Here is a 20,603-nt window from a genome sequence, read left to right on the forward strand (position 1 = left end):
TGTGTAAACACGGTGTAAGTAAGACTCCTGGAAGAACACCAGGTTGATAGGTTAGAGGTGTAAGCATGGTAACATGTTCAGCTGACTAATACTAATAAGTCGAGGGCTTGACCTTAATATATATATAGCGTAAGCTTCAAGCGAAAGCGAGAAGATAATTTCACTGTGCAATTTTGAGAGAATATAATTTTCTCAATCTGGTGATTATGGCATGAAGGTAACACCCCTTCCCATACCGAACAGGTAGGTTAAGCTTCAATGCGCTAATGGTACTGCAGGGGCAACCTTGTGGGAGAGTAAGTCGTCGCCAGGTAAACAAAAAAACACTAAGTCTAACTTAGTGTTTTTTATTTTATATTAAGCCTAGAAGGTTCATTGAATTGATGGAAATATTCAGGCTCTAACATACCACTGGGCTTGAGCTTCATACATTTTAGCGTATTTGCAACCCTTATTCATTAACTCTTGGTGAGTTCCTATTTCAGCAATTCTACCGCAATCCATAACCACAATCCGGTCAGCTATTTTAGCTGAGCCTAGTCTATGAGTAACAATAATGGACGTTTTGCCCTTGGATATAGATGCGAACTTTTCATATATCCTTGTTTCCTCTACTGGATCAATGGCTGCTGTTGGTTCATCAAGAATTATCATGTGGTGGCTCTTGTAGAAACCACGAGCGATGGCTACCCTTTGCCACTGTCCACCAGACAAATCTATACCATCAAACTCACGAGAAAGCATGGTATCAAAGCCATCTTTGAAGGTTTCATCTCCTACATTAAGGTCAGCTTTTTCAGTGGAAAGCTTTAAAAATTCATCTGAAATATTCTTAGTGTCGCTTATAGTTATATTTTCGGAAAGATTCATTTTATATTTTTGATATTTTTGAAACACCCCTGAGGTATGTTTGTATATTGATTTTGCAGATATTTTTCTAGTATCAATGCCACCAAACTCTACCGCACCTTCTGTTGGCAAATATAATCCTGTTATTAGTCTTACAAGAGTTGATTTACCGGAACCATTTTCTCCTACGACGGCAATGATTTCTTTTGGCTTTATTTCTAAGTTTATATCCTTTAAGGAGTAATTTTTTGCTGATGGATATATGAAATTTACATTTTTAAGTGAAATTCCATTCTCAGCACTAAGCTCTATATCCTTACCGCCTCTTTCAGGAAGGTCAAAAAAATTAACAAAATTTCTTACTGTTCCAAGCTCTTTTGTTAACTTTCCAATGTACCTACATATTATCTCTTCCATTACACCAATCATAAAACTTATTGATGCAAATACTGCAGCAAAAGCCCCTATGGTGATGTTTCCTTTAAATAAAGAACGGAATAAAAGATAAAGTACTCCCAAATAACCTGCAAGGGTTAAAAGCTTCATGTAAAGTTCCATAAGTCCCGTCTTCTTTTCTGCCTTCCATACCTTTTGTCCTAAAAGATCCATGGAACCTTTATAAAGGTCTGCAAAGTAGTTAAAACTACCTAAAATACGAGTTTCCTTAAAATACTCTCTATCACATATACAACCTTCGTAATAATCATATTCACGACGTATAGGTGCTATTTCATTTTCAAGCTTATCAAAGACAGTTACTCGTATAAGTTGAGAAAAGGCTACAGGTATAAATATGAATACTATAGATACTGCCAGTATCTTATCAAGTCTAAAAAGATATACTCCCATAAATAAAAAATAAGGTAAATAGAAAGCAAATAAGCCTGCAAGAACTATGAATAATCTAATACCTCCGGTAGCACCCTTTTGAGCCTTGTTTATACTATCTAGCAGCTCAGTATCTTCATATACTAAAGGGTCAATATTTGCAGATTTGTCATTAATCTTTTTAAATAAATGTCCAGATGCTTTAGTTTCAAAAACACCATACAGAAAATTAGTAACACCATTTAATATTTGAGAAATGATAATAACAAGGCCCAACATAAATGCCAACATAATTGCTCTATCTATTGTTCCATTACCACCTACAGTTTTGTTTACTCCATCAAATAATTTTTGAGTTGCAAAGGTAATAATACCAAAAGATACCCCATGAAAAAAATCAAGTATTAAAAGTGAAATTGCAAGAATTGGACAATAATGGAACAACATAGGAATAATCTTGGCTATGATTTTAGTTAGAGATATTTCTTTTTTCTTTTCCATTATATATACCATCCTTTCTGACTTTCATACATTTCTGTATAAACTCCATTTTTATTTATAAGCTCATTATGACTTCCACTTTCAAGAACTTGTCCATTACCAAGTACAAAAATTTCATCTGCAAGCTTAGTAGAACCTAAACGATGGCTTATAAATATAGTAGTGCCCCCGCGACTTATCTCCTCAAACTTTTCGTAGATGTTGCTTTCACTTATAGGGTCAAGAGCTGCCGTAGGTTCATCCAATATTCTAAGAGGTGATGGGTTTATAATAGCTCTCGCCATAGCTATACGCTGCCATTGTCCACCGGAAACATCGACGCCCTTACTTTTAATTTTACCAAGAGGGGTATCCATCCCCTGTGGAAGAACATCTATTACATCATCAAGTGACATAGTACAAACAGCATCATGAATAAGTACATCATTTTCTCCATTTTTAACACCATTTATCCTACCAATAGAGATATTGTCCTTAAAGGAAATGAAATATTTAGCAAAATCTTGATATACCACTGAACATAATGTTTTAAGGTAGCTTTGACTGTATTTCTTTATACTTTTACCATCAATTAATATATCACCTTCATATTCATCATAAAGACCAGTTATAAGCTTTGTTATAGTTGTCTTACCTGCTCCATTTGATCCTACAAAGGCATAGTGTTTTCCGTGCTCTATAACAAAGGACATTCCATCTAATATATAATTTTCAGTCTCAGGATATTTAAACCGCACATTCTTAAACTCTAAACTCTTAAATTTAACAGTAGTTTTTAGAGGATTATCAGTAGCTCCTTCTTCTTCCTTAAGAGAAGAGAAATTTGTTAAATCCTTTAAATACTCAATATTTTTTGTAAGTTCACTTACAAAAAAGGAAAGTGTCCAAGATAACATTTGAACAAGTGAAGTCACTGCACTCACAAGGGATATAAACATACCAATAGTTATAAGTCCTGTTGCTACAGGTTTTATAAGTACTATTATTATAAAAATGGATATAAAAGATGTAATAATACCTCCTGCTTTCATCTTTAAAAACCACTTAGCTTCAGTCTTTAGAATTATCTTTCTAGATATTTCATATTGCTCCCACCACTTTTTATTGATGCTATTACTAAACCCAAATAAGGTTCTTTCATCTACACATTCTCTTCCCGTAAGCACTTCTTTAAGATATTCATATTTTCTTTTGTACTTTGATGTTTCTTTATCAGCCTCATAGGTAGCCTTTCCACCTTTCATAGATAACATAAATAGTGGAACAGAAACACTTAAAATAATTAAAGCAGCCCACCAAACCTGAGATATAAGTATAATTAAAAGACCAGCAACCTTTATAATCATTGCTATTAGATTTAGAAAGTTGCTATAAGCCCCACTTAATTTAGTTTCTGGTTCCTTGCAAACTCTTGAAATTAAATCCCAACTATCACTATTTTCTATGTATTTATAAGATAACCTTGCTCTTTTTTCTACTATGCCTAATCTAAGATCTTCTCTAAGCTTAATTTCTAGCTTAACTTCCACAAATTTTATAAGTCTTGCTGAAATCCAGCTATAGCCAACTAGTGCAACTACAAGGAACATTGATGGGAAAACTTTTTTAATATCTCCACTGGAAGATACCACTAAAATGGAGATATCTATAAATTTTGCAGTAGCCAGTATTAACAAACTAGGAACGATACCATCTAATATTTTTGAAATTGCTATTAGTATCCCATACAGTGGTGAACACTTTAATGGAAGTCGTGCAATATCAAGTACAGTATACTTTTTATTTTCAATTAGCATATTTAATCCCCCTAAACCTAAATTATGTATATAATTAGATGAATTCATACAAGTAGTATTATAATGATATTACAAATTATACATAAAAGCAACAAATTTACCCAATGAAATTCTGTTGCTAATATTGTAAAATTAGTTTAAATATGATATAATTTGTTGGTGGGGAGTCAACTGTTTAAAAATGGTGGGCTTTTTTTGTTTTCCTAAAATTAAGGCCTCCTCCAAAACAACTAATTAAAAATTGTTTTGGAGGAGGCTTATTATAAAAAAGGAGTTGTAAGTAGATGGTAAAAATGGATTCTATATTTAATGAATTTCCTATGCTTGAGACTGAAAGATTTATATTAAGAGAGGTAGTGGAAACGGATTATCCAGCTATATATGATATATATTCTGATGAGGATGCAGTAAAATACCAGCAAATAAAATCTATGTCAACTATTGAACAAGCAAAGAAATCAGTGGAGTTTTTTATAAATGGATTTAAGACTAAAAAGTTTATTAGGTGGTGCATTGCACTTAAAAAAAATGATGATGTTATAGGTTTAATAACACTTCATGATTTTGACATTTGGAATTCAAAATCAGAGATAGGTTATATGCTTAATAAAAAATATTGGGGACAAAATATAATGAGTGAAGTCTCGAAAAAAGTAATAGATTATGCATTTGAGGTTATAGAGCTTAATAGAATAGAGGCATTGATAGATCCTGAAAATATTGCCTCAATTAAATTAAATATAAAACTCCGATTTGAAAAAGAGGGTTTAAAAAAAGAAGCAGCTTATAATAGAAGAACAGGTAAATATGAAGATAGGTTGATATTTGGAATTATAAAAAGTAATTGGTAAACTGTCATTTATTTTAAAATAAACACCTTTTCTATATTTGCTAATAGTATATTGATCAAAAGTATAGTCATGGTAGTTTACATAAAATATTGAAACAGTAAACTTAATATGGTGTAACATTTGCAAAAATTGCGTAACTATTGCAAGAAAAAAGTTGACACATGTCAGATTTCATGATAATATCATTCCCAACAGGAAAAACTAATTAGTTTAAATTACTAATATTATACAAGAATTTAAAAACGATGACGAAGAAAAAAACTATGGGAAAGTTGATTACAGAGAACCGGACAAGCTGAGAACCGGATTGACTAGATAGAAATAATCACTTCAGAGTTGTATGGCTGAAAATTAGTAAGCTATACCGTAAGGCCGCGTTAAAAAGCCAAGGTTTGATAAGAACCTACAGAGTCCTATTTACCGTAAGGTAATAGTTAAATAGAGTGGTAACGTGTTAATCACACCTCTATATGTATTTTTATACATATAGAGGTGTTTTTTTTATGAATTTTGAAAGAGGAGGAGATTTTCTTGGAAATAATAACACAAGCTGATGAGGATGATATTAGATCTTTATGAAAAACCATAGTAAAAAAATATGACAACAAGAGGAGAGAGAAAATTATGAAAAAGAAAGTTTCATTATTATTGGCATCATTATTGGTAACAGCTTCATTTACAGGTTGCGGTAAAAATACAGCATCAGCAGCAAAATCGGAAACTATTAAGGTTGGTCTAAATTATGAATTATCCGGGCCAGCAGCTACATATGGACAAAGTCTAGTTAATGGAATTGAGCTTGCCTTTGAAGAAATAAATAACAAGGGTGGGGTTCTTGGTAAAAAGATAGAAATCGTTAAGGCTGATAATAAATCTGAAAATACAGAAGCTGCAAATGTAGCTGCAAAACTTGCTACAAGAGATAAGGTTGTTGCAATGCTGGGACCTGCAACTTCAGGAAATACAAAATCTGCAGCACCTATAGCTGTTCAAAATAAAGTTCCGCTTATATCTGCTTCTGCTACGGCAGACGATGTTACTGTAGATAGAAATGGTAAAGTGAGAGAATTTGTATTCAAAACTTGTTTTAGTGATTCCTTCCAAGGAGTTGTAATGGCAACCTTTGCCTATAAGGATCTTGGCAAGAAAAATGTAGCGTTACTTGTAGACAACACAAGTGATTATAGTAAAGGACTTGCAAAAAGCTTTAAAGAAACCTATACAAAGCTTGGTGGTAATCTTGTAACAGAGCAGGCCTATCAAGCTAAAGAAACAGATTTTAAAGCAGTTCTTACAAAGATAAAAGGGACAAAGGCAGATGTATTATTCCTTCCTGGTTACTATGAGGAAGTAGGCTTAATTGTAAAACAAGCTCGAGAATTAGGAATTACTATGCCAATCCTTGGAGGAGACGGGTATGACTCACCGAAACTTTCAGAGCTAGCAGGAAAGACAGCCTTAAATGATGTTTATTTTACTAATCATTATTCTTCTAAAGACACAGCGCCTGAAGTTGTAAAGTTCCAAAAGGCATTTAAAGCAAAATACAATAAAAATGCAGATGCATTTAACGCTCTTGGGTATGACATGGTATATTTACTTGCAGATGCTTTAAAGAGAAGTGGAGAGGTTGATGCTATAAAACTTAAAGATGCTCTTGCCTCCACAAAAGACTTTAAAGCAATTACAGGTAAAATTTCCATAGATAAGAATCATAATCCGGTAAAAGCAATCACCATACTTCAAATGAAAAATGGAGAACAAACTTTCTTGAAGAAACTCTCTCCACAATAATATATTTAAAGTTAATTAAAAAAATAGCACAGAAAACAAATGCTGTGCTTTTTACTAAATTTAGAAGGAAGTGATATAAAGTGAAACAACTTTTACAACAGCTTATCAACGGTCTTACTTTAGGAAGTATATATGCATTAATAGCTTTAGGCTACACTATGGTATATGGGGTTATAAATTTAATAAATTTTGCTCATGGTGATATATATATGCTGGGAGCCTATATCGGGTTTGCAATTACAACTTTTTTTCATCTAAGTTTTTTCTCAGCACTGGTTATCACTATGCTACTATGTGCGATTTTGGGGGTTGTACTTGAAAAAGTGGCATATAAACCCATAAGAAAGTCTACTAGAATCGCGGCACTTATCACTGCAATTAGTGTTTCACTATTTCTAGAATATGGGACCATGTACTTTGTAAAAGCAGAAACTAGAACTTTTCCAGAGGTAATTACAAGTAAGAGTTTACAGCTGTTTAATGGAGCAATTGTTGTAAATACTATTGAAATCTACATCATACTCACCACCCTAGTATTAGTGGTACTGCTTCAATATGTAATACATAGAACAAAAATGGGAAAAGCAATGAGAGCGGTAGCAATGGATAAAGAAGCGGCACAATACATGGGCATAAGTATTGATAAAACAGTATCTTTTACTTTTGCAATTGGTTCTGCTCTTGCTGGAGCGGCAGGAGTCCTTGTCGGAGTATATTATAATTCTATAAATCCTCTTATGGGAGTTATACCTGGACTTAAAGCCTTTATCGCAGCGGTAATAGGTGGGATTGGTATTATACCTGGAGCTATGATTGGTGGATATTTCCTTGGTATGACAGAGACTATGGTAAGTGCCTATGGAGGCTCTTTATATAAAGATGGAGTAGCCTTTGCAATTTTAATACTCGTACTTTTAATAAAACCCAATGGACTTTTAGGTCGAAATGTAAAAGAAAAGGTATAGGAGGTATAACATGAAAATAGTAAATAGAAACAATGTCTTTGGCTCATCTATAGTGATTTTACTATATATATTGGGACAAGTACTCATAAATGCTGGAATTATAGATTCGTATATTTTTCTTAATATAGTAGTTATCGGAATAAATATTATACTTGCTGTAAGTCTTAACCTTATTACAGGATTCACTGGTCAGTTTTCACTAGGACATGCGGCCTTTATGGCAATTGGAGCTTATGTGTCAGCTGTAGCTACTATGAACTTTGGACTCCCCTTTGCATTAGCTCTGATGCTTGGAGCTGTAAGTGCAGCTCTAGCTGGTATTGTTATAGGAATTCCTACATTGAGATTAAAAGGTGACTATCTAGCTATTGCCACTTTAGGATTTGGAGAAATAGTAAGAATTATAATTTTGAATAACGAATATGTAGGTGGGGCTAGCGGATTAAATGACATTCCTCAAAGTACAAACTGGACATGGCTTTATTTTATGACCGCGGCTACAGTTATACTTATAAAAAATTTCATAAATTCAAAGAGTGGAAGAGCTTGCATCGCAATTCGTGAAGATGAGATCGCTTCAGAATCCATGGGCATTAACACTACTTTTTATAAAGTACTTGCCTTTGCCATTGGTGCTTTTTCGCAGGTATTGGGGGCGCTTTATATTCTGGATATTTCTTTTTTATAAAACCAGAAGCCTTTGGATTTATGAAATCTATAGATATACTTGTGATTTTAGTATTTGGGGGTATGGGAAGCATTGAGGGCTCTATTGCAGGTGCAATTGTACTTTCTTTAATCTCCTTAGCACTTCAAAATATACCTGAGCTTAGAATGGTGATTTATTCTGTTATACTTTTCCTTATTATGGTCTATAGACCTCAGGGACTTATGGGAAATTATAAAATGAAACTATTCAAGAAAGGAGGTCTTGAAAATGTCAGTACTAAAAGTAAGTAATTTATCTAGATTTTTCGGAGGGGTAAAGGCCGTATCTGGTGTTAATATGGACATAAAGCATGGTGAAATAATAGGTCTTATTGGTCCTAATGGTGCAGGGAAAACCACTTTTTTTAACTTGCTTACAGGTATATACAATCCGACGGAAGGAAAGATTGTATATAATTTTAATAAGGGAAACCCCATAAAAAATAAAGCACCTTATAAAATTGCCGCTTCTGGCGTTTGTAGAACCTTTCAAAATATAAGACTTTTTAGCAATATGACAGTAGAAGAAAATGTAAAAGTAGGACTACATAAAAATATACATTATGGGGTATTGTCATCTTTCTTTAGAACGGGTAGATTTTATAGTGAGGAAAAAGTTGCACAGGAAAAAACAATAGAACTCCTTAGAGTCTTTAATCTTTATGATAAAAAAGATTACTTAGCTAAAAATTTGCCTTATGGACAGCAAAGAAGACTGGAAATAGCAAGAGCACTTGCATCAGGTCCTAAAATTCTTCTTCTTGATGAGCCTGCTGCTGGTATGAATCCAAATGAAACAAAAGAATTGATGGAACTTATAACTTGGATTAGAAAGCAGTTTGATATTACTATTTTGCTTATAGAACATGATATGCCTCTTGTAATGGCACTATGTAGCAGAATTTATGTGCTTGATTATGGTCAGCTTATAGCAGAAGGAACACCAGAAGAGATAAAAAGGAATCCTAAGGTTATAAAAGCCTATCTTGGGGGGGAGGATGAAGCATGTTAGAACTAATTGATGTAAACATATATTATGGTGCAATCCATGCATTAAAAGGAATAAGTTTAAATGTACAGGAGGGTGAGATTGTTACCTTAATTGGTGCCAATGGAGCCGGTAAAACTACTGCCCTTAAAACTATATCAGGAGTTTTAAGGCCAAAGAGTGGGAAGGTGCTATTTAAAGGTAATGAAATACAAAAAATAAATGCAGAAAAGCTAGTGGGTCTTGGAATTTCCCATGTACCAGAAGGCAGAAGAGTTTTTATGAATATGTCCATTATGGAAAATCTTGAAATGGGGGCCTATTCAAGAAAGGATAAATCTGAAATTAAAAAGGACTATGAAAAAATATTTGCAACCTTTCCAAGACTTTTAGAGCGTAAAAATCAAATGGCAGGAACGCTTTCAGGAGGAGAACAGCAAATGCTTGCTATTGGGCGTGCGCTGATGGCAAGACCTAAACTTCTTCTTTTAGATGAACCTTCTATGGGACTTGCACCTTTAATGGTAAAACAAATTTTTTCTATAATAAAAGATATTAATGAAAAGGGAACTACAATTTTACTTATAGAACAAAACGCAACTATGGCGCTTAAAATTGCAGATCGGGCTTATGTTATACAAAATGGATGTATTCAAATGACAGGGAACGCCCATGAGCTTTTAAATGATGATAGTATAAAAACTGCCTATCTTGGAGCATAAAGGGCCTTAGTAATTTTACAAATAAAAAAGTGCTGTAATTCCTTAAATTAAAGGAGATACAGCACTTTTTATTATATTGATTTTAATTTGAATTACTTTTTTTACGAACAAAAATATTTTAATTAAATATATAAAATGTTAATTATAGTGTTTAGGTAAATAGTGCGTAAAGCAAGAAAACAGGATATAATAAAGTAGAGTCACTGGCGAGTTTAATTCTACCATAGAGCAGAAATGGGCAATTTTAGTGAAAATTCAAATGAAGAAGGAGTTTTATTTTATGAATGAATTAATTAAAGAAATTGAGTATAATAATGGAAAGTTTCCAGAGGAGCAATTAAAGGAAATAATAAGTCGCAGAGAAGAATTTATACCTGAATTACTCCAGATATTAGAAAATGCTAAAGAGAATTATGAAGAGATTTTAGATAAACCTAATTATTTTGCACATATATATGCAACTTTCTTGTTAGCACAGTTTAAAGAAAAGAAAAGTTTTAAGTCAATTATAGATTTAATTAGTTTGCCAAAGGAAATTCCAGATGATATTTTTGGAGAATTTCTTACAGAAGATTTACATAAAATTTTAGCCTCAGTTTGTGGTGGAGACACAGAGCCAATAAAGAGATTAGTGGAAGATAGCAATGTTAATGAATATGTTAGATGTGCTGCTATTAAATCATATATTGTACTACTAGGTGAAGGTGTTATATCACAAAGTGAAGTTATTGAATACTATAAAAGTTTATTTGAAGTAAAACTTGAGAGGGAATTTTCACAAGTTTGGAATGAGCTTATATATGATTCTTGTGAAGCAGGTCCTAGTGAATTGTATAAACACATAGAAAAAGCTTACGCAGATGAATTAGTTGACGAGGAATGTATATCTTTAGAAGAAGTAGATGGGGCTGTTAAAATTCATGATAAAACAAAATTCCCCAAATTAAAAGATGAGGGGTATTCATTTATTGCGGATACTATAGAAGAGCTAGGCTGCTGGAGATGTTTTACTAAGAGTAGTGAGACTAAATCACAATTTATGCTAGGGATTAATAAGATGAAAAAAAATAACAAAAACAAAACAAATAAAAAGCAGGTAAAAGCTACTAAAAAGAAGCAAAGAAAAAAATAATATAACAGCCTAGAGCTAGGAGCAGTAGTGGAAATATAAGAAAAGAGATGATCATATGATAAAAGAAAAATTTGAAGATTTTAAATTAAGTAGTGACTTATTAAAAGCAATTAGTATGTTGAATTTTAAAGATTTAACAAAAGTCCAGAAACATGTTATACCGGCTGTGCTGGCGAAAAAGGATGTAGTAGTAAAGTCCCAAACAGGAAGTGGTAAGACTGCAGCATATGCCATTCCTATTTGCGAACTTGTAGATTGGGAAGAAAATAAACCTCAAGCATTAGTGCTTACACCAACAAGAGAACTTGCTATGCAAGTCAAAGAAGATATTTTTAATATAGGTAGATTTAAAAGACTTAAAGTAGCTGCAATTTATGGGCAGTCACCTTTTTACAATCAGAAAAAAGAACTCCAGCAAAAAACACATGTAGTTGTTGGCACACCGGGTCGTATTATAGATCATTTGGATAAAGGCACATTGGATACATCAAATATAAAGTATCTTATAATAGATGAAGCCGATGAAATGCTTAATATGGGATTTGTAGATCAGATAGAAATAATAATAAAGAGCCTTCCAAAAGAACGTGTCACCATGTTATTGTCAGCTACAATGCCTAGTGATATAGAGAATTTATGCAGAAGATACATGAAGGACCCTATGCGCATTGACATAGAGGACCAAAATAAAGCTGCAGATAGAATATGTCAAGAAAGATATGATGTAAATGAACAGAGTAAAATAAAACTTTTAAGCGATATAACAGTAGTAGAAAACCCAGATAGCTGTATCATATTTTGTAATACAAAAATAAAGGTAGATGAGGTTTATAATGAGATGGTTAAGCTTCATTATACTTGTAAGAAAATACATGGTGGTATGGAACAAAGTGATAGATTAAGAGTAATGAATGATTTTAAGAGTGGTTATTTTAGATATTTGGTAGCTACAGATGTTGCAGCTAGAGGGATAGATATAGATAATATTACCCTTGTAATTAATTATGATATACCAGAAGATAAGGAAAGCTATGTTCATAGGATAGGAAGAACTGGGCGCATAGGAAAGCTGGGCCACGCAATTACTTTTGTTACCCAAAATGAAAATAGATTCTTAGATGATATAGAGGAATATATAGGTAAAGAGATTCCGCTTAAGACAAAACCAGAAGTGGAAACTGTAAACAATGCCAAAGAAGAATTTGAGGATAAAATGAATACAAGACCTGAAATTAAAGAGGCAAAAGGCGCAGAGCTAAGCAAAGAAATTATGAAATTACATATTAATGCAGGTAAGAAAACAAAGATGAGGGCCATGGATATAGTAGGTACTCTTTGCAATGTTAAAGGAATGACAAAGGATGATATAGGAATCATCAATATAGTTGATATATCTACTTTTGTAGAAATATTAAATAATAAGGGTGAGTCGGTGTTCCAGGAATTACAAAATACACCTATCAAAGGCAGACTTCGTACCGTAAGTAAAGTTGATATGTAATAATTATTTTTTATAACATGCACAATTTGTAGTTAAACTACATACAATATAATTGTTTAGTATATATAATAAGGATACCGCAGGACACAACAGATTAAGAATGATTATTTAAAATAGATAGTACGCCTAACTATCTATTTTGTTTTTTCAGGATCTTTAGCTACTTCAATGCCAAATTCTGTTTCAGTCTGATCAGGTAGCTTGGTACGAGCTTTTATATTAAAATTCACTTTATCTTTTGAAAAACATACTACTGCGGATGTCACACCAAGAACAGCTATTAAGGTAATACAAAACAGCATGAACATTTGGATACTATCCGACATTTATTCTTACCTCCCTTTATTTTTGTTCCTGCGGTGTCCCATAAATAGGGAGATATTAAATCTGTTGTGAAAATATTAACTACATCTATTAATGTAAATATGTGGTATAAGTATAATATATACCTATATCAACTTTAATTCAATATTTAATATAATACAATAAGTTACAAGAAATATCACTAGTGAGTTCCGTTTAGGTAATAAAATGTACGTTATGAGGATTATGTATTGTATTATATAAAAAAATAAGTAAACTTTAATTATAAGGATGAATGAGGTAGGTGATAATAATATGTTTAACATCTTTAATACTTATAGCAATGAATCAATGGTAATGATTTTATTCATATACCCATTATTAGTTGTCCTTACATCTTTAGTAATGCAACTTATATTTAAGAGAATGCTTATTATTTTATTGATTAACTTTGTATTTTGGTTGATTGTAACATTTACTATATTTAATCCAGGGTTTTTAATTTGGTGTTTTATATATACCTTCATTTCCATGTTTGGAACACTGATTGGAGATTTAATCATTATACATAAGGAAGGTGCTATTAAAAAAAGATAAAAATATAAGAATTGCTGTTTAAAATAGTTTTCTGAATACTACCGTTGATATTGTAAATAAATGATTGAGAATTAATAATAAATAAATATTATAGTAACTCTGTTACTGGAATTAAGAAGGAGAAAATTTTATGGCTATTCGGAATATTTTATTTGATTTGGATGGAACTTTATTAGATACAAATGAATTAATTATACAATCCTTTAAACATACTTATCAAAAACACTTGAATAAACAAGTGGGTAACACAGAAATTATTAAAAACTTTGGGGAAATTTTAAAAGTCACCTTAGATAGGGAACTTGGTGAGGACGGCGCTGAAGGTATTAAAACCTATCGAGATTTCCAAGTTGGAAACTTCGAAAAGCTAATTACCATCCATAGTGGGATAAAGGAAGGGGTAATAGAGCTTCATAATCAGGGCTATAAACTTGGAATTGTAACTTCACGTTTAAATGAATCCGCCTTGAGGGGGTTAAACCATTTTGGACTTAAGGATTATTTTGAAAGTATTGTAGGAGCAGATAATACTGATGTACATAAGCCAGACCCTACTCCAGCATTGATGGCTTTAAAAGAATTGGGAGGAAAACCTGAGGAGACATTACTTGTGGGGGACAGTCCCTATGATATCTTATGCGGAAAAAATGCAGGAATTACTTCTGTGCTTGTTGGTTGGAGTGCATTACCTATGGATATGCTTCTTAAGCATGAACCCGATTATGTTGTAGATAGCATGGAAGAACTGGTGTCATTAGTTGAAAAATTAAAGGATTAAAAGCTTTAAAGAAATTTAAAAACTTATATTCAACGTTATAGGAAAATCAGAGAAATAAGGATACCGAATTTGGTATCCTTATTTCTCTGATTTTAATAATTAAGATGTTATTAATTATATATAGTGAATCTTGTGTAGCATGAACTCTTGGTACACTGTTAACATCAGCAATGAAGCGGAAACTTCTATTATAATTTTCGAAATAATAAAAAAAATCTGAAAATAATAGAATTACTGACATAATAAATCTTCTTTAATCTATATATAAATATATTAGATAATATATTTAATTATCTTTTTAAATATGTTATTCTTACTACGCTTTCGTTTACGTAAGCAGATGTATCTCTAAGAGATAACGATATATTTTTTCCATTCCATGGGAATGAAGCTACATTCGTACTATAGTTATCTTTTATTAATCTTATTTCTACGGGACCTTTTTCTGAAAGATCTTCTATGTTATTCCCTATACTGCCATTCTTCATAGCGTTAAATGCAGTGCTTACAGACCATATACCCCCATATGGTTGAGGTAAAAATAATCCAGCAATGAGTTGTGCACCAGTAGATGTATTTGATCCTTTTATTGCTCTTGCAAATTTACGTGCAGCAGGAGCAGGTAAATACATATATTCAATAGTTTGTCCAAATCTTGGAGCTGATAACTTTGTGGTTATACAAGCTGCATTATAACCAGCAGGTATATTATATTTTGCAGTTTTGGCTTCAGCTATAGTTGAATTTACTCCTATTAATAAAAACAATGCTAACAAAAAAGAAAACCCTTTAAATTTATTTTTTCTCATGTTCAAACCCCTTTCAAAAAAATATATTTAATTTATACAGTCAATAATTCTATATGTACATTATTACATATTTCCAGTTATTATAGTATCGTTAACATTGTGCGGATTTGCAACCTTAAGCAGTGAAATTGGTTAAGTATGCCTATTGTATAAGTGCTAAAGCTTTAGCCACTTATTTTAGTAATCAGCTCTTACTAGTAGAATTAATTTCTAGGTAATCAGTTTTAGAATTTATAAACATGGAATCACTAATAGTAGTATAATAGGATGGTGTTCTATTTGATAGAATACTATATCCACAAGTAACGTGAGATTTAAAATTAACTATTCATGAATGAGTTTTGCTTACAAAAGGAAAGGAAGTGACTATTTGGTGTTTTTGTGTACGTATAGCACACTATCTCGCTAAATATAATACATGGAAATAAAAGAAATAAAGGGAAATACATTTTGTATTGATACTGGAATGACAGACATACCTTTTTATAAAGTTAATAATCAAGAAATTATTATGTTGGATTCAGGATGGGCAGAAGGGGAAAGAGAAGGAATAGATAAGCTTCTGGAAAAAAATAACTTTAAGGTAGTTGCTATAATATGTAGTCATGCTCATGTAGACCATATAGGGAATAATGCGTATTTGAAGAAAAAATATAACTGCGTTATTGCTATGCCAGCTTATGAAGCTCTTATTTGCAGTTCCACAGTAAGTCTCAAGCTTTATTATAATAGCCAAACTTTATCTGAGGTTACAGAGCATTTTGGACATATGGTTTGTGAAACAGACATTATGATTTTGGATAACCAGGATAGCATAACTGTTCATGGCATTAAATTTAAGATTATTCATACACCAGGACACAGTCCAGCACATATATGTATCACTACCCCTGATGATGTTGCATATTTAGGTGACACCCTTATAAGCTATGAAGTCATGAGGGGTGCTAAAATGCCCTACGCATATATACTCAGTGAGGATTTGAAAAGTAAATTAAAGCTTTATGACTTAAAATATAGCAAATATATAGTGGCGCATAAAGGTATGTACGATGATATTACAGAACTTATAATTGATAATATAAACTTTTATAAGGGCAGGGCTTCAAGAATATATACCCTTATCGAAGGAGCTATGACAATGGAAGATATCCTAAAGGCTGCTATTGAAAATTTTAATATTCATGTAAAAAGTAAATATAGATATACCATAATAGTAAGAATGTTAAGATCCTATGTTGAATATTTAAATGAAACAGGAATGATAGAGTTAAATATGGATAAGGGGTTTCTTAAATATTCTGTAGTTGGTGCCACCCACGTGGCAAGTGGCAAGAACGCTTTGAAGTAGATATAATGAAAGATAATTCTAATTGTGAAAAATAAAAAAAGCACTCATAAAATGAATGCTTTTTTTTGGTGCAGATGACAGGAATTGAACCTGCACGCCGTAAAGCGCTAGATCCTAAGTCTAGTGCGTCTGCCGATTCCGCCACATCTGCATAGATTGTGATTAATGAAAACGTTTCATTAATATAAATTATATTATCATCTATTCCTATATATGTCAATACAATATTTTATTTGTTTTAAACAGGTAAGGAAAAAAGCTTTTATAATACGTGAAGACCCTACATCTCTTATGTTTACAACAACACAGGAGATGTAGGGTCTATTTTTAAAGTAAAGCATTTATTATTTTGCTTTCATTGTTTTTAGATATGGTGCCTATAGCAACAAGGGTATCTAGCCTTCTATGTAATTCTAGCTTTTTTGAATCATCATTAGGAATTTTAGCAAGATTTATTACAGCAGCCCTTTGATCACCATTTATAGTTCCCAGTGAAATTAACTTATCAAGTTTGGACAATAAAATGTCATTAATAGTTTTAGAGGTTGATTTTTTGCAATAGTTAAAGCAATTTAATATAGTGATTTCTTGATCTTTTGTTATAGTTTTACTTGTAACAAGGGTACTAATATCAATCAGTACCTCGGGGTTAGTTTCAGAAATAGGATATAAATTCATAATTTCTTTTTTGTGAAGCTCAGTAATAGTTCCTAAATCTATAAGGGTATTTAGTCTAGAACTAAAATTATCCTTAATAGCTTTTGAAATAGAATTTTTATAAGTTGCAAAAAGATTGCTTATAATAGCTTCATCTGTTTTAGAAACTGCTCCAGTGGGAGATAATTTATCAATATTTGAGTTTGGCATTGGTTGTTTATAAGTTACAAGGTATTTTATCACAGCGGCCTTTTGAAATTGGTTAATACTGCCTGAAGTAACAAGACCATCTAATTTACTTATAATATTGATACTGTTTTTATAATGTTGTGCATTTGAAGTATTATTATTTTGTGATTTACTATTTGATAAAGTAAGTGCGTAAGCAGGTAAACCTGAACCAGATATTGATACTATAATCGCTAGTACAGCAATTTTGTTAAATTTAACTTTTTTAATTTTTTTCATTAATATTTCCTCCAATATGTATATTTTATTGTGTGAAATCTGAAATTTAATCATAAATATACCATATTAATAGTATATTACATTTTAATGACAATGGAGTGGCAAAATTATTAACTTTTAATGAAGGCTATACAAGAGCGAGTGACTGTCAAAAAGTGTGGCGGTTTATTTTTATGCCCAGCATGCTTGCTGAGTCTATAGGTAATATAGAGGCTATTAGGTAAGCTCTTAAAAATTATAAGTAGAAGGGTTAGAATTTGTAAGGAAATTTATTAAAAAGGAGCTACAATAAATGATAGAAATATCAAATTTACAAAAATGTTATGGAGATATAAAAGGATTACGTGATATAAATGTGGAAATAGATGAGTGAGATATATATGGCCTTTTAGGAGTAAGTGGAGCAGGGTAATCAACTCTATTAAGGTGTATAAATGGACTTGAATCATATGAAGGTGGTAGCCTAAATAGAAGGTATTGTTTTAGTAACAAAGGAAGAAAAAGAATGGGCAAAGGAAGTTGAAGAAGCTTTAACTAGTAATGAAGTTAAAATCTTTATAAAAGAAAAAAGTAAAGGAACAAAAACACCTCTATTTTAATTTATGAAGGCTAAAGATAAAAAATATAAAAATAGATAATACTATAAATTAGAAGGGAAGGTGGAAGAGTGGGTATTTTTAGAGATGAAATGACGTCTATTGAGAGAAGAGAAGCTTATTTTAGAGGAGAAGAAGTAGACAGGTTACCTTGTGCTATTATGTTTGAAGAAACAGCAGCAGTATACGCAGGTATAAATGTTAAAGAATATTATTTTGACTCTGATAAAATGCTTCAAGCTGAAAAATTTATAGTAAGAGAATTTGGAGCAGAAAGCTGTGGAATTAATGTAACCTTAAGGGGAATGGCTGAAGCCCTTGGAAGTAATATAGGCTATAGCGCTACAAGAGCTTCCTTTTTAATAGATCCTGTTTTAAAAGATTATAAAATGTTAGATAATATGGATATTGTAAACCCTTATAAAGATGGTAGACTTCCAATAATATTAGAGGCATTGGGTAAGATAAAAAAGGAATTAGGCAATGAGGCAAGTGTAGGAAGTGGAGTATCAGGGCCTATTAGCGCAGCTGCCTTAGTTAGAGGCACAGAGAATCTTATGAGAGATTTTCTACAAAACAAAGAAGGCTTACATAAGCTATTAGAATTTATAACAGAGTGTAACTTAGCCTATGTTCGCGCAGTCTATATGGAACATGGATTAGTCTGTGGCATAGGGGATCCAGTATCTTGTGGAAATTTACTAAGCCCTAAGCTGTTTAATGAATTTTCAAAGCCATATCTTAAAAAAACTATAGATGGAATATATAAGATAACAGGTAAAAAGCCATCACTTCATATATGTGGAAAAACAAAAGGAATTTGGAGTGAATTACGTGATCTAAATATATCGGCTTTTAGTGTTGATAATTGTGAAGATATAGAAGAAGTGAAAAATATACTAGGGAATAAGATGTGTATAATTGGAAATATTGATCCTGTTTCTGTTATAAGAAATGGAACAGTTGAGGATGTGTATAGAGAAGTTAAAAACTGTATACAAAAGGGAGCAGATAGTCCAAAAGGGTATATAATTGGAACAGGATGTGATATTCCTAGCGGCGCTCCAATTGAAAATATAAAAGCAGTTATAGAGGCAACTAAAAAATATAGTGGTAGAGTTTCTATTGGGAAAAGAAATAAATAGGACTTTGAAATACTTATAATTTATAGAAAAATATACAACAAATTCCTATAGTGTTGTATAATAGAGTCTAGCATAAATATTGTTAATATATTTATGCTAGACTCTATTATTATGATACGGGGGATGGCGAAATAAAATGAAAAACATTTATAAAATAGCAATTAGTATTATTACAGTAATATGCGTTATATTTACACCGGCAAATTTTGCTTTTGCATCAACGAAAACAAGTACTATACCTAAAAATATATATAAGTATGTAGCACTAGGGGATTCTATAGGTTTTGGTATGAGTGCATCAGAGGGAAAGGATTATGTTAGTTTATTTGGTGATTATTTAAAGTCGCAACCTGGAAATTCTAAAATCCAAATTTACAATTTGGCAAAACCTGGGGATACAACTGAGGACTTACTTAATAAATTGAAAAATAATGTTTCTATGAAGGATACTCTTAAGGATGCAACTGTGATAACTATAAGTATTGGTGGAAACAATTTATTGTCCACTGTTATTCAAGAAGTTTCAAGGGCTTTTGCTGTGAATTCTAATAATAATCCCAATTTTATGAATGAGATAGCAGCTGCAATTACCTCAAATCCTAAAAAAGATGCCATAATAGAAGGGCTAACTAAATCGCGAAAATTACCAATAGCTTTAGCAGAAGGAGTAGTACAATTTGTTAAACAATGGGATGATATAATCAAATCAATAAATACACTTGCACCTAAAGCAAAAGTTTATGTTACAACTATATATAATCCATTTAATTCGCAGGATTCTTTACATGATTTTTTTGAAAAATATATAAAGGTTATAAATGGAATAATGGAAGTAGGTTCAATTCCAGGCAGCTATAAGGTCGTGGATAGTTATAAGGTATTTAAGGATTATAATGGGACAGACCCCTTAGTTAATTTTAATGTAGCTAAAGGGAAATTAGACCCACATCCTACAGATAAGGGTCACAGCGTAATTTTCCAAGCACATATTGATAGGAGTGCACTACTTGAAACAACCATTGCATCATTTGCTGTTAATAAGGCGGAAAGAAGCAAATCTCAGAGAGATATTCTGTTTGCAAAAGTGTTAGTGTCACAACTACCACCAGTTACAATGAAGTCTGAATTTGAAAAGAGAATAGAATTTCTATCTAGAATTTAATTAAAGTCTTAATAGGTATAATTAACACTGCATATGAATCGTTGTCCATATGCAGCGTTTTTATATTTTCTAGGGATTAAGACATCCTAAGAAACAACTAAT

At 31.9% G+C, this 20,603-nt stretch carries 19 protein-coding genes, 1 tRNA gene, 2 rRNA genes and 2 pseudogenes; 18 read left to right on the plus strand and 6 right to left on the minus strand.

Annotated features, from left to right (window positions below):
• Together ACREV6_RS09525 and rrf are read left to right on the plus strand one after the other, a co-directional pair.
• Positions 1-115, plus strand: a 23S ribosomal RNA gene (locus ACREV6_RS09525); the annotation flags it as partial.
• 81 nt (positions 116-196) lie between these two features.
• A 5S ribosomal RNA gene (gene rrf, locus ACREV6_RS09530) occupies positions 197-313 on the plus strand.
• Between the two features lie 80 nt (positions 314-393).
• Here the strand turns inward: rrf and ACREV6_RS09535 are convergent.
• Positions 394-2,178: an ABC transporter ATP-binding protein gene (locus ACREV6_RS09535; RefSeq protein WP_431577784.1), complete on the minus strand. Its 1,785-nt coding sequence runs from the start codon at positions 2,176-2,178 to the stop codon at positions 394-396.
• Entirely contained in the window at positions 2,178-3,974 is a 1,797-nt protein-coding gene (locus tag ACREV6_RS09540) for an ABC transporter ATP-binding protein (protein ID WP_431577785.1), read from the minus strand. Before ACREV6_RS09540 ends, ACREV6_RS09535 begins: the two co-directional genes overlap by 1 nt.
• A gap of 284 nt (positions 3,975-4,258) precedes the next feature.
• On the opposite strand from ACREV6_RS09540, the gene ACREV6_RS09545 reads away from it, so the two are divergent.
• The 9 genes from ACREV6_RS09545 (at position 4,259) to ACREV6_RS09585 (ending at position 12,635) form a co-directional block, all read left to right on the plus strand.
• Positions 4,259-4,825 carry a GNAT family N-acetyltransferase gene (locus tag ACREV6_RS09545; RefSeq protein WP_431577786.1) on the plus strand — a complete coding sequence of 189 codons (567 nt, stop codon included), beginning with the start codon at positions 4,259-4,261 and terminating at the stop codon, positions 4,823-4,825.
• 624 nt (positions 4,826-5,449) lie between these two features.
• Positions 5,450-6,619, plus strand: a complete 1,170-nt coding sequence (locus ACREV6_RS09550) for an ABC transporter substrate-binding protein (protein WP_431577787.1) — start codon at positions 5,450-5,452, stop codon at positions 6,617-6,619.
• A gap of 80 nt (positions 6,620-6,699) precedes the next feature.
• Entirely contained in the window at positions 6,700-7,584 is an 885-nt protein-coding gene (locus ACREV6_RS09555; protein WP_431577788.1) for a branched-chain amino acid ABC transporter permease, read from the plus strand.
• 10 nt (positions 7,585-7,594) lie between these two features.
• Entirely contained in the window at positions 7,595-8,272 is a 678-nt protein-coding gene (locus ACREV6_RS09560) for a branched-chain amino acid ABC transporter permease (RefSeq protein ID WP_431577789.1), read from the plus strand.
• Entirely contained in the window at positions 8,269-8,544 is a 276-nt protein-coding gene (locus ACREV6_RS09565; protein ID WP_431578249.1) for a hypothetical protein, read from the plus strand. The genes ACREV6_RS09560 and ACREV6_RS09565 overlap by 4 nt, the downstream gene beginning before the upstream one ends.
• The gene (locus tag ACREV6_RS09570) at positions 8,522-9,304 is read left to right on the plus strand and encodes an ABC transporter ATP-binding protein (protein WP_431577790.1); all 783 of its coding nucleotides are present in this window, start codon (positions 8,522-8,524) and stop codon (positions 9,302-9,304) included. The genes ACREV6_RS09565 and ACREV6_RS09570 overlap by 23 nt, the downstream gene beginning before the upstream one ends.
• The gene (locus tag ACREV6_RS09575) at positions 9,298-10,002 is read left to right on the plus strand and encodes an ABC transporter ATP-binding protein (protein WP_431577791.1); all 705 of its coding nucleotides are present in this window, start codon (positions 9,298-9,300) and stop codon (positions 10,000-10,002) included. Before ACREV6_RS09570 ends, ACREV6_RS09575 begins: the two co-directional genes overlap by 7 nt.
• A gap of 280 nt (positions 10,003-10,282) precedes the next feature.
• A complete protein-coding gene (locus tag ACREV6_RS09580) occupies positions 10,283-11,134 on the plus strand; it encodes a DUF1186 domain-containing protein (protein WP_431577792.1) in 852 nt (283 codons plus the stop codon).
• Between the two features lie 55 nt (positions 11,135-11,189).
• Positions 11,190-12,635, plus strand: a complete 1,446-nt coding sequence (locus ACREV6_RS09585) for a DEAD/DEAH box helicase (protein ID WP_431577793.1) — start codon at positions 11,190-11,192, stop codon at positions 12,633-12,635.
• A gap of 134 nt (positions 12,636-12,769) precedes the next feature.
• Here the strand turns inward: ACREV6_RS09585 and ACREV6_RS09590 are convergent, their stop codons facing one another.
• Positions 12,770-12,961, minus strand: coding sequence for a hypothetical protein (locus tag ACREV6_RS09590; protein ID WP_431577794.1), 192 nt, complete (start codon positions 12,959-12,961; stop codon positions 12,770-12,772).
• Positions 12,962-13,253: 292 nt separating this feature from the next.
• Here ACREV6_RS09590 and ACREV6_RS09595 point away from each other — a divergent pair, with 292 nt between their 5' ends.
• Positions 13,254-13,535, plus strand: coding sequence for a DUF2651 family protein (locus ACREV6_RS09595; protein ID WP_431577795.1), 282 nt, complete (start codon positions 13,254-13,256; stop codon positions 13,533-13,535).
• Between the two features lie 130 nt (positions 13,536-13,665).
• Positions 13,666-14,313 (plus strand): pyrophosphatase PpaX, encoded by a 648-nt coding sequence (gene ppaX / locus ACREV6_RS09600; protein WP_431577796.1) that lies wholly within the window; start codon positions 13,666-13,668, stop codon positions 14,311-14,313.
• Positions 14,314-14,603: 290 nt separating this feature from the next.
• Here ppaX and ACREV6_RS09605 read toward each other — a convergent pair whose 3' ends face one another.
• Positions 14,604-15,122: a hypothetical protein gene (locus ACREV6_RS09605; protein ID WP_431577797.1), complete on the minus strand. Its 519-nt coding sequence runs from the start codon at positions 15,120-15,122 to the stop codon at positions 14,604-14,606.
• A gap of 418 nt (positions 15,123-15,540) precedes the next feature.
• On the opposite strand from ACREV6_RS09605, the gene ACREV6_RS09610 reads away from it, so the two are divergent.
• Positions 15,541-16,473, plus strand: coding sequence for an MBL fold metallo-hydrolase (locus tag ACREV6_RS09610; protein ID WP_431577798.1), 933 nt, complete (start codon positions 15,541-15,543; stop codon positions 16,471-16,473).
• A 66-nt stretch (positions 16,474-16,539) separates the two neighbouring features.
• Here ACREV6_RS09610 and ACREV6_RS09615 read toward each other — a convergent pair.
• Positions 16,540-16,624: transfer RNA gene (locus ACREV6_RS09615), tRNA-Leu, on the minus strand.
• A gap of 176 nt (positions 16,625-16,800) precedes the next feature.
• Positions 16,801-17,598 carry a hypothetical protein gene (locus ACREV6_RS09620; protein WP_431577799.1) on the minus strand — a complete coding sequence of 266 codons (798 nt, stop codon included), beginning with the start codon at positions 17,596-17,598 and terminating at the stop codon, positions 16,801-16,803.
• A 292-nt stretch (positions 17,599-17,890) separates the two neighbouring features.
• On the opposite strand from ACREV6_RS09620, the pseudogene ACREV6_RS09625 reads away from it, so the two are divergent.
• The 4 genes and pseudogenes from ACREV6_RS09625 to ACREV6_RS09640 form a co-directional block, all read left to right on the plus strand.
• A pseudogene (locus ACREV6_RS09625) lies at positions 17,891-18,007 on the plus strand (methionine ABC transporter ATP-binding protein); the annotation flags it as partial.
• Between the two features lie 61 nt (positions 18,008-18,068).
• Positions 18,069-18,197: pseudogene (locus tag ACREV6_RS09630) on the plus strand (MetQ/NlpA family ABC transporter substrate-binding protein); the annotation flags it as partial.
• A gap of 68 nt (positions 18,198-18,265) precedes the next feature.
• On the plus strand, positions 18,266-19,339 hold the full coding sequence (locus ACREV6_RS09635) for a uroporphyrinogen decarboxylase family protein (RefSeq protein ID WP_431577800.1): 1,074 nt from the start codon (positions 18,266-18,268) through the stop codon (positions 19,337-19,339).
• Positions 19,340-19,475: 136 nt separating this feature from the next.
• Positions 19,476-20,501 carry a GDSL-type esterase/lipase family protein gene (locus tag ACREV6_RS09640; protein WP_431577801.1) on the plus strand — a complete coding sequence of 342 codons (1,026 nt, stop codon included), beginning with the start codon at positions 19,476-19,478 and terminating at the stop codon, positions 20,499-20,501.
• The last annotated feature ends 102 nt before the right edge of the window (positions 20,502-20,603 follow it).

This window comes from Clostridium sp. (assembly GCF_050717515.1).
In the GTDB taxonomy this organism is placed as follows: domain Bacteria; phylum Bacillota; class Clostridia; order Clostridiales; family Clostridiaceae; genus Clostridium_AD.